The sequence below is a fragment of the Myxococcus sp. AM011 genome (assembly GCF_013372595.1).
GTDB classification, from domain to species: domain Bacteria; phylum Myxococcota; class Myxococcia; order Myxococcales; family Myxococcaceae; genus Myxococcus; species Myxococcus eversor.
Genome location: NZ_JABXEM010000359.1, coordinates 1 through 9098 on the forward strand (window position 1 = coordinate 1; position 9098 = coordinate 9098).

7 protein-coding genes and 1 pseudogene are annotated in these 9098 nt (G+C 67.9%); 2 read left to right on the forward strand and 6 right to left on the reverse strand.

Translation table 11 applies throughout. From position 1 onward, the window contains the following. Together HUW62_RS43055 and HUW62_RS43060 are read right to left on the reverse strand one after the other, a co-directional pair. On the reverse strand, positions 1–1248 hold a 1248-nt coding region (locus tag HUW62_RS43055), incomplete at its 3' end, for a hypothetical protein (RefSeq protein WP_176437754.1). Between the two features lie 275 nt (positions 1249–1523). Next, positions 1524–2312, reverse strand: a complete 789-nt coding sequence (locus HUW62_RS43060; RefSeq protein WP_163869812.1) for a class I SAM-dependent methyltransferase — start codon at positions 2310–2312, stop codon at positions 1524–1526. Positions 2313–2519: 207 nt separating this feature from the next. On the opposite strand from HUW62_RS43060, the gene HUW62_RS43065 reads away from it, so the two are divergent. Beyond that, entirely contained in the window at positions 2520–4775 is a 2256-nt protein-coding gene (locus HUW62_RS43065; RefSeq protein WP_163869811.1) for a di-heme oxidoredictase family protein, read from the forward strand. A gap of 72 nt (positions 4776–4847) precedes the next feature. Here HUW62_RS43065 and HUW62_RS43070 read toward each other — a convergent pair whose 3' ends face one another. The 4 genes from HUW62_RS43070 to HUW62_RS43085 all read right to left on the reverse strand — a co-directional run bounded on the left by HUW62_RS43070 (position 4848) and on the right by HUW62_RS43085 (position 8403). Next, positions 4848–7016 (reverse strand): diguanylate cyclase, encoded by a 2169-nt coding sequence (locus HUW62_RS43070; RefSeq protein WP_163869810.1) that lies wholly within the window; start codon positions 7014–7016, stop codon positions 4848–4850. After that, positions 7013–7294: a septum formation initiator family protein gene (locus HUW62_RS43075; protein ID WP_163869809.1), complete on the reverse strand. Its 282-nt coding sequence runs from the start codon at positions 7292–7294 to the stop codon at positions 7013–7015. Before HUW62_RS43075 ends, HUW62_RS43070 begins: the two co-directional genes overlap by 4 nt. A gap of 112 nt (positions 7295–7406) precedes the next feature. Next, the gene (locus HUW62_RS43080; RefSeq protein ID WP_176437755.1) at positions 7407–7919 is read right to left on the reverse strand and encodes a TlpA disulfide reductase family protein; all 513 of its coding nucleotides are present in this window, start codon (positions 7917–7919) and stop codon (positions 7407–7409) included. Between the two features lies 1 nt (position 7920). Beyond that, positions 7921–8403, reverse strand: a complete 483-nt coding sequence (locus HUW62_RS43085) for a Fur family transcriptional regulator (protein WP_176437756.1) — start codon at positions 8401–8403, stop codon at positions 7921–7923. 353 nt (positions 8404–8756) lie between these two features. On the opposite strand from HUW62_RS43085, the pseudogene HUW62_RS43090 reads away from it, so the two are divergent. After that, positions 8757–9098: pseudogene (locus tag HUW62_RS43090) on the forward strand (hypothetical protein); the annotation flags it as partial.

Sequence of the window (9098 nt, forward strand, 5' to 3'; positions counted from 1 at the left end):
GCATTCACCCCCACCCCCACCCGGCCCAGGCGGTGGGGTCGTGGTCCCTCCGCCACCCGAGGGAGGACTGGGCACGGGGTTCAGCGTGGAGATCCCTCCCACCGGAGCGCCGCCCACGCACGTGAAGTACATCGGCGCGGTGCCCGTGGCGTTGTAGAGGTTCCACGTCGTGGTGCTTCCCGTCAGGTTGCCATTCCACGAGGCCACCGTGACGGAGGCCTTCTTCTTGATGAAGAACAGTTTGATCTTCACGAAGGCCTTCAGCTTCCCGGAGAGGGTCGTCACCGAGAACGAGGACTTGAGGTCCCAGCCCAGCGTGCTGCAACCGCTGGAGACAAGCTGTCCGCTGACAGGCAGCGAGGCCTCGATGAGCGTCAGACTGCCTTCCACGCCCACGCTGACCACGAAGACGGAAGCAGACGCGCTGGCCGTGGCGTAGACGCCACCCTTGGGAGTCGCCAGCAGCTTCGCCGCGGTGGGGCCCACGGAGGCCGTCACCTTGACGCCGGCATTGCCCGCGAGCGCGGCCTTCACCGTCACCGTGATGAACATGATGTTGAAGCTCTTCTGCGCCTTGATGAACTCGCGGTTGAAGAGCACTTCGTCCACCAGCGTGAGCGTGCCCACCGACAGCTTCTTCTCGTAGATCTGTGTGCCCAGGACATAGACGTTCGCCGCCGCGTTGAAGGCCCCCGACTGGTGGCCGCTCGCGGTGGCTCGGCCACGCAACAGATCCTGCTTGCCGGAGCCGAAGGCTTGCGCCCAGATCTTCCCCTCGGCCGCGGCGTCGAGCGTCGCGCCAGTCGAGGGTGTGGACGGAACACCATTCAACGTCGCGTCGATGGTGTAGCCCGCGCCGAAGAGGCTGTTTCCGAATCCTGAGTCCTTGTGGAATGCCTTGCTGAAGGGTTGGCCAGCCGGGTCCACGGTGGAGGGGTTCACCTGCACGCCCGGAGGCTCCGTCGTGTTCGACGCCTCTGGATCCGCGCCTTCGTCCACGAAGACGTGGGCATCCGTATCCCCCGCCTCCATGCCTGAAAGGCACACGCCGGTGCAGTTGCTGTACTTCTCGTAGGTCACCTCGGAATAGATCTGATCCAGGGTGTACGTGTCTCCGTACACGGCGGATCCATCATCGAGCGCGACCCGATCATTGGGCCAAAACATGGGACGCGCGGACGCCGAGCCTGGGGGGCCCAGTGCGACCAGCGCCAACAGCACCGCCAATCCATTGAATGGACGCAACATTGCGGGGGCAACTCCTTGCGAACTGTGTGGAGTGTGACGCTGTTGAGCAATCCCAACGTGCCTCGACAGCGCGCGCATGCCAGCGGAGTCGTCACATGTCTGTCAATATAAGGGCTTTCACCTATGTATGGGTTTGGCGAGACTCGCCCGGGTCCATCGTCGCGACAAGTCCTGGTGGCTCACTGCGTGGCAATGCAAAACATCCCTGAGTCATTGACGCCATCTGGCGCGGGCCCGGGAAAACAGGGACGGCCCACCGTTGCAATGCGCAACGACTACTTCGCCTGGGGATGCGCGGCCACGCGCCCCCAGGCGACATCGGAGAAGCGCGACAGCGGCTCCGGAGTGAGCCCGAGCTTGCGCAGGTCATCCGTGTAGCGCGCGCCCTTCACCACCACCCACCGGCGCGCCACCCGGCGGCCCTCTTCCAACGTCTCCGCCGACAGCGGAGCGTGCTCCGCGAAGCGACGCAGCACCTCGAACGCGGGCTGGGCCTTCTTCGGCTTCGCGAACATCGGGTCGAAGAACACCACGTCGAAGGAATCCGACGGCACCGTCTTGAGGTATTCGCGCGCGTCCGCGTGCACCACCTCCACCGCGCACGAGTCAGCCCCGCGCTCGTACCGATGCAGCCCCTCCCCCGCCACCACGCACAGAGCGAGGCTCTTCTCCAGTCCGACGACGCGTCCCGGCGGCCCCACCGCCAGTGAGGCCACCAGCGCGTCCTGACCGAGGCCCAGCGTACAGTCCAACACCGAGTCCCCCGCACGCAGCTCCGCCACGCGCACGAAGGTGTCCGGCTCCCCCGCCCGCAGGCGCATCAGCCGCAGGTGCGCCATGCCCGCATGGAACCCGAAGGAACCCTCCGGCTCCCACAGCGTCACCCCATCCCCACCCACCACGAGCAGGGCCTCCACCTTCGTCCCGAGCCAGGGGGCGATGCCCTCCTTCGCGCGACGCGGCAGGAACGGCAGCCCCCACCGCACCGCCACGGCTCGCGCTTCATGAAGCAGCGCGGCATCCACCTTGGTGCTGGTCGTCACCGCCAGGGGTACGGGGGGCATGAGCGGCGCGCATCCTGCCCCAGTCGCGATTCAACGCAATGCATCAGGACGCAAGTCCGGGCTGTCACGGATGTCCGGAAAATATCACTAGTAGATAAATTTTCCGAACATCATAGGAATTCTTGGCTGCTCGGCTGACACTCCACTTCCTTCGGATGGTGGAGAAAGCCGAAGCCACCATGCGGAGGATCCCCCTGGAGAACACGCATGAGTAAAAGAGCAACAGGAGTGGCCGTGGCATTGTTGATGGTGGCCTGCGCGGCCAGTTCCGCGAGCGCCGCCACCACTGGCGCGCAGCCGTCTGGCTCGTCCGCCATCTTCTTCATCGACACCACGTCGTGGGCAGACATCCACTTCAAGGTGAACAACGGTTTGCAGCAGAACGTGAGGATGGTCGTCACCGGCGGCCGCAACGAGTTCACGGTGAGCGGTCTCGTCACCGGTGATTTCGTCGACTACTCATTCACGTATTGGGACGTGGCCTGTAACTGCGCCTTTGATACGGCGTGGGCGCGCTATACGCACTCGGGTGGCACGCCGCAACAACCGGACGCCGGCACCGGGACTCCGGACGCTGGCCCGGGCCCCCAGGACGCCGGTCCCCCGCCCGACGTCGGCAACATCATCCCCCTCTTCAACAGCGGCACCGCGCTGGAGCCCGCGACGACGCAGGACACGGCCGCCGCGCTCATCACCCGCGTAGGCGACCGCGTGCGTGACAGGCACGCTCGCGAGTCTCAATACCAGGCGTATGACCACTACCTGGCGCGATACTTCGAGAACCGCACCTTCTGGCTCGAAATCTTCGACGAGGTGGCCAAGGGCGGCAGTCAAATCCGGGTGAACCTCCACACGGTCTATCCGCACGACGGCACGAACTTCCGCGCCTTCTTCCGCGGCCTCAACACCGTGGCGGAGTACTTCCACAACGGGACGTTCGAGCGGGTGAACGACTTCCTCTACACCGCGAGCGTCAACTTCAACGCCAAGGAAGGCCGGGCCATCCGCGTGGGCGACCGCATGGAGATTGAAGCCGGCGTCTTCCTTCGGCAACCGGTGGAAGGGCGTTTCAACTACTACGGCCGCGCCATGCTCTACATCGTGGGCAGCGCGGGAATCGTCCCCTTCGAGGGCCAGGGCGCCATCAACGACTCCTTCGCCCTGCCCGCGGCGGGCTGGTCGGGTGGCCGCACCACGCTGAACTACCCGTACTCCAACGAGCCGAGGAACCGGTTCCTGCAGATGGCGCTGAACATGGCGCCCGTCAACGCGCAGCCCTTCGTCGAGGGCCGCCGCCTGCACCACACCGACTTCAGCGACGGAAGCCACTCGGAGCCGGGCAACCCCATCCTGTCGTCGGCCGTGAACAAGCTGGGGCCCCACTACATCTCCCGCTCGTGCATCTCCTGCCACGTGCAGAACGGCCGCGGCCTGCCGCCCGCCGTCAACACCACCCTGGGCAACTACGTCGTCAAGGTGGGACGGGTGAATGGCTCCACGGTGACGGCGGACCCCTTCCTGGGCTTCCGTCTCCAGCCGCGCAGCACCAGCGGCACTCCGGAGGCGGACGTGCGCATCGCGAGCTGGACCACCCGGACGGGCCAGTACGGGGACGGCTCGGGCTACGAGCTGCGCCGGCCCAACTACAGCTTCCTCAACGTCATCCCCACGAACCACTCGGCGCGAATCACCCCGCAGCTCGTGGGCCTCGGCCTGCTGGAAGCGGTACCGGAGACGGCCGTCGCGGCGCTCGCCGACCCGAACGACAGCAACGGTGACGGCATCTCCGGCCGCATGCAGGCCGTCGTCGACCCGGAGACAGGCCAGACGCGGCTGGGCCGCTTCGGGTGGAAGGCCGGCGTCGCCCGGCTCAAGCACCAGGTGGCCGAGGCCCTCAACCGGGACATCGGCGTCACCAGCGCCGTGTTCCCCACGGGTGACTGCGGCCCCTCTCAGCAGGGGTGCGCGGGATCGAGCCAGGAGCTGAACAACACGGACCTGGACAAGATGGTGCGCTACATCGCGCTGCTCGGCGTGCCCGCGCGGCGTGACCTGCGCGACGCCACGGCGCTGCGCGGCGAGACGCTGTTCGCCAACGCGGGCTGCGCGAAGTGCCACACGGCCTCGCTCACCACCAGCGCCTTCCACCCGAACGCGGAGCTGCGCGGGCAGACCATCCGCCCGTACACGGACCTGCTCCTGCACGACATGGGCGCGGACCTGGCGGACAACCTGCCCGAAGGCATCGCCTCTGGCGCCGAGTGGCGTACGCCCCCCTTGTGGGGCATCGGCCTGACGGCCGGCGTCAGCGGCGGCGAGGCGTACCTGCATGACGGTCGCGCTCGCAACCTCACGGAGGCCATCCTCTGGCACGGGGGCGAGGGCAACGCCGCGAAGAACGCCTTCGCCGCGATGAACGCCGCGGATCGCGCCGCGATGCTGAAGTTCCTCCAGTCGCTGTAGTCGTCGACCCGCCAGGGTCGTTCGACTTCGGCTCGGGGAGTCCCGAAGACAGGGGCTCTCCGCGCCGGGGGACTACGAGGCCTCCACCGCCTGGAGCTTCCGGCCACCCTGCTGCATCTGCGCCACGGTGACGGACTGGTTCCGGCCGTTGCGCTTGGAGTGGTAGAGGCACTGGTCCGCGAGGTCGATGAGCTGCTGCTTCTCCATCCCGTGGTCCGGGAAGGTGGCGATGCCCAGCGACATGGTGATGCGCAGGGGCCCCATCTCCGTCTGGAAGACCTCCGCCTTCACCGCCTCGCGAATCCGCTCGGAGATGGTGAACGCACCCTTCGCGTCCGTCTCCGGCATGACGATGACGAACTCCTCGCCGCCGTAGCGCGCCACGATGTCGGTGTCGCGCGCCATGGACTTGATGATGCGCGCCACGCCCTTGAGCACCTGGTCTCCCGTCGGGTGGCCGTAGGTGTCGTTGACGCTCTTGAAGTGGTCCACGTCCGTGAGGACGACGGAGCACTTGCGCTCGTAGCGCCGCGCCTGCGCGAGAATCTCGTCCGCCTTCGTCTGGAAGGTGCGGTGGTTGAACAGGCCGGTGAGCCCGTCCGTCGTCGCCATCCGCTCCATCTGCTCGTAGAGCTGCGCGCGCAGCACCGCCTGCGCGGCCTGAATGGCGATGACCTCGATCATCCGCAGCACGTCCTGCTCGAAGTTCGCCTTCTTGCGCGAGCCCGCCACCAGCGTGCCCAGGATGCGGTCGCCCGCCACCAGCGGGAAGATCTTCAGCGCGCCCAGGCCGCGAATCTGCGTCTCGTCATCGAAGATGACCTGGCGGTCCATGGCCTTCAGGTCTCGTCCCGGCAGCGGCGCGCCGTAGCGCACCACGTTCGCCACCAGCCCGTTGTTGTCCGGGAAGGAGCGGCCCTCCAGCGCCTTGCCCTGCGCCGTCACGCCCGTCATCCGCGCCACGCGGTGCATCCGCTTGCCGTCCACTTCCGACACCAGCGTCACCGCGCAGAAGTCCAGGCCCGCGAGCTGCCGGGTGCTCTCCAGCACCGCCACGAAGACCTGCTCCGGGCTGCCCGCGCGGTTCAGCTCCTCGATGGCCTTGAAGAACCGGTCCTTCTCGTCGCGCGTCTTGCGGATGTAGCTCATCACCCGCTCGACTTCGATGGAGCGCAGCACCTCGCCGGCGATGGTGCTCAAGAGCTTCTCGTCCTGGTCGCTGAACGGCTCATGGCCCAGCCGGTCCGCCACGAGCACGCCGCGCACCAGGCCGCTGCCCTCGATGATGGGGACCGCCAGCAGGGCCTGCACGTGGGGGCCGCTGCCCTCGTAGTACGTCACGCCCTTGAGGCCCTGGGCGGAGTTCATCCGCACCGGCGCGCGGCGCTTGAGCACGCCGCCGATGATGCCCTCGCCCGCGCCGAACCGCTCGCGCTGCACGCGCTCGGAGCCGGAGCGGCAGTCGTAGAGCTTCAGGCTGCGGTCGTCGGAGGCGAGCAGGAAGGCCGCGCAGGTGTGGGTGCGCAGGCCCGTCTCGGCGATCTCCAGCGCCGCGTGCACCGCGCCCTCAATCTCCTTCACCGAGGCGACGAGCCACTTCTCGTCCGAGCTCATGCCGCTGAAGCTGTCCGCAGTGCCGGAGCTGACCAGGCGGAAGGTGCGCGCGCGCTCCTCCACCTCGCGGATGCGCTTCTGCACCGCGTCGTTCTCCGCCCGGCGCGCCACGGCGATGCGCGACGCCAGCACCAGGTGGTACAGGCCCGCGAAGAGCACGAGGAACGCCGAGTGCATCGCGAAGCTCGCCGCGTTCGGCACCGGGCCGCCCAGCGTCACCAGCGCGTCGAACACCAGCGCCACGCCCAGGAGCGTCAGCCCCGCGTTGCGCGGCAGGAAGGCGACCAGGAACGCCATCAGGAGGTAGACGATGGGGAACAGCTCCCCTCCCCCGATGGCCACGACGATGAAGCCCGCGGCGACCAGCCCGCCACCCAGCTCCAGGTCATCCCGCAGGTCGATGATGGCGCCCACCGAGCCGCGCATGGCCCGGCGCCACGCCGCCACTGCGATGCCCACCAGCAGGAACAACACCAGCGCGGCCTCCGGCCAGCCCAGCGTGTGCAGGCCTCGGAAACCGCCGCGCGCCAGGTGGAGGAAGGTGGCCAGCCCCGCGACGGCGGGAACCAGCCGCACGACATGACGCAGCAACCTTCCGGGCGACGGAAACGCGCTCAGCGACGTCATGGTGACTCCAGATGAAAGACGAGCTCGCCCGGCTTCACATAGCCGAGCTCTTCACGCACGGCCCGCTCCAGCGCCGCGGGGTCCTTGCGCAAGGCGGCGATCTCCTGTCGCAGCGCCTCGTTCTGCTCGGACAGGGAGGAGTTGCGCTGCTGGAGCGCATCCACGTCCTGTCGCAAGGAGAGGTAGCGACGGAAGCCCTTGGCATCCGCCACCGACAGCAGGCTCAAGGCCCCCGCCACACCGACCGCCACCACCAGGAGCTTTCCGCGAGCCGTCATGAACGCGGCGACGATACCCGCGAGCCTCGCCCTCGCAAGAAATCCGCTCCAGACCTGTAGCACCCGGGAGCGCGCACGCGCCGCGCCACGCAAGTCCGGCGAGTTGGAGCGCTCAGTCCTGCTTCAAGAGCTTCTCGATCGCCTTCGCCACGTCGTCATGCCCTTCCACGCCCTGCCAGCCGGCCACCGCGCGGCCTCGCCGATCCAAGAGGACGGTGGTGGGCAGCCCCTTGATGGGGCCGAAGGGGCTGCGGCCCTCGATGATCCAAGGGGAGGCCAGCAGCACCGGGTAGCGGGGCGCGTAGTGGTCGGCGAAGGGCCGGAGCACCTTGGCGCCCTCCAGGTCCATCCCCACGGAGACGACCTGAAATCCCTGGGCGCCATAGTCGCGCTGGAGCGCCTCCAGCGTCGGCATCTCCGCCAGACACGGGAAGCACCATGTCGCGAAGAAGGAGACCAGCACCACCTTGCCCTGGAGCTTGCGCACGTCGTGGCCGGTGGGCCCCACCGACGGCAGGGCCAGCGACTGGAGGAAGGCGGGCCCCGCGTCCACCGGCCGCGTGCCTCGGCACCCAGCCAGCGTCAGCAGGGTGAGGCAGGCCAGGGCTCGCGCGGCGGCGCCCATCTCAGGCTTCCGAGGCCACGGGGAGGCCGCGCTGACAGTCCCGACACAGGCCGTACAGCTCCATCTTGTGCGACGTCACCGTGAAGCCGTGCTTCCTGGCCACCGCGTCCTGGAGCGTCTCGATGCGATCGTTCTCGAACTCGACGATGGTGCCGCACCGGGTGCAGATGAGGTGGTCATGGTGGTCGCGCCCCGCCGCCGCCTCGTAGCGCGTCTGGCCGTCGCCGAAGTTCCGGGCGTGGGCAAGGCCGCACTCATTGAGCAGCTTCATGGTCCGGTACACCGTCGCCACGGAGACCTTCGCGTCCTGCGCGCGCACCTTGTTCCACAGCTCTTCGACGGACAGGTGGCCCCCCACCGCGAAGAAGGTGTCGATGATGAGGCTGCGCTGACGCGTGCTCTTCAGCCCATGCTGGGCCATGTAGCGGGCGAGCACCTCGTCCTTGTCCTTGATTTCGTCGTGGTCGTGGTCGTGGCCCTGCATGAAATCCCTCGGTAGGGGGCCAACCCTGCACTGGCCCTCTCATCCTTGTTGTAACGGCGCCCCGGAACCGCGCGCCCACGCCCATCCCCCCAAGCTCCGCTCATCTTCGAAGTAAACGGTCAGCGACCTCTGTTGGTCTCCGAACGCGGGGCATCTGATACCCCCCGCCGCTGCGGCCCGCAACGCCAGCGGCCGGCGTCAAGGAGCGCTCCCTCCCCTGGCCGGCCTCCGTATCATGGCTTGCAGCAGCCGCTGACTGTTTAGAATGGAGTCGGACTGGCTCATTGACACCTGTCTGGCCACGAAGATAGAGGCATCGGCCCTCGTAAACGAGCATTTTTCCGCACCTTTCCATGACCAGCCCCTGGCAGAGAAGACGACAGCCCGACGACGTCCCCACCCCTGTGGCGGTTGCCGTCTCGGATTTCTGCCGGCGCGCGAAGTCGCCGGCACCCGCTCCCGAAGTCCGTGAAGCACTCGCCCTGCTGCTCGAGGACGACGACTTCCGGGTCCGGGCCCTCACCGACGCCGAGCCGGAGACCACCCCCCTGGGGCCCTTCGCCGTCGTGGACATCCTCCGAGGTACCGCCCCCGCCGTTGCCGCCCAGCGTCAGAGCTGTGGCTACTACGACGTGGCCCGCGAGCTGGCCTACGTGCGGGAGGAGAAGACCCCCAAGCCCGCCCCGGCCGCGGAC